The following is a 2,102-nucleotide window of genomic DNA, read 5'->3' as shown; positions in this document are numbered from 1 at the left end:
CGTCGGGGCTCAGGCCCAGGCTGCCCCGCCGTCGGCCGAGGTCCCGCCGACGACGCCGCCCGCGCCGACGCCCCCGTCGGCACCCGAGTCCGGCCGCCAGGCGCAGTCGCCGCCCGACGGGCCGGGGATCACGCCGCCGCCCTACCAGTCCTGAGGGCGGCCGACGCCGTCCAGGCATGAGGTCCGCACGTCGTTCGCCCTGCGAATAACGGCGGGAACCATGTCGGGGGGCGGGGCTACGTTCGGCCGGTGAGCACCACGACCGGCCGCGGCCGCAGCATGCTCGTCGCGCTGCTGCGCGTCCGGCTCGCGCCCTACCGGTCGCGGCTCGGGGTGGTGGTGCTTCTCCAGCTGGTCCAGGCGGTGGCCAACCTCTACCTGCCGAGCCTCAACGCCGACATCATCGACGACGGCATCGCGCGCGGTGACACGGGCGTCATCCTGAGGCTGGGCGCGCTCATGCTGGGCGTGACGGTCCTGCAGGTCGTGTGCGCCATCGGGGCGGTCCACGCGGGAGCGGGCGTCGCCACCTCGCTGGGCCGCGACGTCCGGGCGGCCCTGTTCGACCACGTCCAGACGTTCTCGGCGCGCGAGGTCGGGCGCTTCGGCGCGGCGTCGTTGCTCACGCGCACGACGAACGACGTCCAGCAGATCCAGATGCTCGTGCTCATGAGCCTGACGATCATGGTCGCGGCTCCCGTCATGGTCGTGGGCGGCGTGGTCATGGCTCTGCGCGAGGACGTGGTCCTGTCCGGCCTGCTGCTCGTCGTCGTTCCCGTGCTCGTGGCCGTGCTGGGCGTCGCCGTCGTGCGCATGCGACCGCTGTTCCGGTCGATGCAGGAGCGGATCGACGGGATCAACCGGATCCTGCGCGAGCAGATCGCGGGCATCCGCGTGATCCGCGCGTTCGTCCGGGACACGCACGAGCGCGAGCGGTTCGCGACGGCGAACGACGAGCTCGCGACGGTCGCGATCGCCGTCGGGCGGCTCATGGCCTTCCTGTTCCCCACGGTGATGCTGGTGATGAACGCGTCGAGCGTCGCCATCCTGTGGTTCGGCGGGCAGCGGATCGCGGACGGGTCCATGCAGGTCGGGTCCCTCACCGCGTTCCTCAGCTACATCATGCAGATCCTCATGGCCGTGATGATGGCGGTGATGATGTTCATGATGGTCCCGCGCGCCGAGGTCTCGGCCGAGCGGGTCCAGGAGGTCCTGGGCACGGCGTCGAGCGTCGTGCCCGCGACCGACCCGGTGACGTCCCTGCCCGCGCGCGTGGACGTCGAGCTGCGCGACGTCGTCTTCCGCTACCCGGGGGCGGACGAGCCGGTGCTGCGCGGCGTCAGCCTGCTCGCCGAGCCCGGCCGGACGACGGCGATCATCGGGTCCACGGGCTCGGGCAAGACGACGCTGCTCGAGATGGTCCCGCGCCTCTCGGACGTCACGGCCGGCATCGTGCGCGTGGGTGGCGTCGACGTGCGGGACCTCGACCTGCAGACGCTGTGGGGTGCGATGGCGCTCGTGCCGCAGAAGCCGTACCTGTTCGCGGGGACGGTCGCGTCCAACCTGAGGTACGGCAAGGACGACGCGTCCGACGACGAGCTGTGGCACGCGCTCGAGGTCGCGCAGGGCGCGGACTTCGTGCGGGAGATGGGCGGCCTCGAGGCCGCGGTCACCCAGGGCGGCACCAACGTCTCGGGTGGTCAGCGTCAGCGGCTCGCCATCGCACGCGCGCTCGTACGCCGGCCGTCCGTGTACCTCTTCGACGACTCCTTCTCGGCGCTGGACTACGCGACCGACGCCGCGCTGCGCCGCGCGCTCGCGCCCGAGACGAAGGACGCGACCGTGGTGGTCGTCGCGCAGCGGGTGAGCACCATCCGGAACGCGGACCGCATCGTCGTGCTCGACGTCGGGGCGGTCGTGGGTGCCGGCACGCACGACGAGCTCATGGCGACCAACGAGACGTACCGCGAGATCGTCCTGTCGCAGCTCAGCGAGCAGGAGGCGGCGCGATGAGCACCGGACCGGCGGGGCCCGTGACGCGGCCCGGGACGCCGGCGCCGGGAGCGGGTGGCCCCGCGGGCGCGCCGCCCGCCGCGCCGGTG

General features: G+C 72.9%; 1 protein-coding gene. It reads left to right on the top strand.

What is annotated here, in order from left to right:
- The first annotated feature begins 279 nt into the window (after positions 1–279).
- A complete protein-coding gene (locus ICW40_RS19890) occupies positions 280–2,013 on the top strand; it encodes an ABC transporter ATP-binding protein (RefSeq protein ID WP_221655714.1) in 1,734 nt (577 codons plus the stop codon).
- Positions 2,014–2,102 lie beyond the last annotated feature (89 nt).

This window comes from Actinotalea ferrariae, from assembly GCF_019733465.1.
GTDB lineage: Bacteria > Actinomycetota > Actinomycetes > Actinomycetales > Cellulomonadaceae > Actinotalea > Actinotalea ferrariae_A.
The sequence above is the reverse complement of the archived record's forward strand: the minus strand, read 5'-3'. Positions and strand labels throughout refer to the sequence as shown.

Excerpts from the sequence above, each read along its gene's own strand:
- ICW40_RS19890 (WP_221655714.1), top strand. The coding sequence starts at position 280 with ATGCTCGTCGCGCTGCTGCGCGTCCGGCTCGCGCCCTACCGGTCGCGG.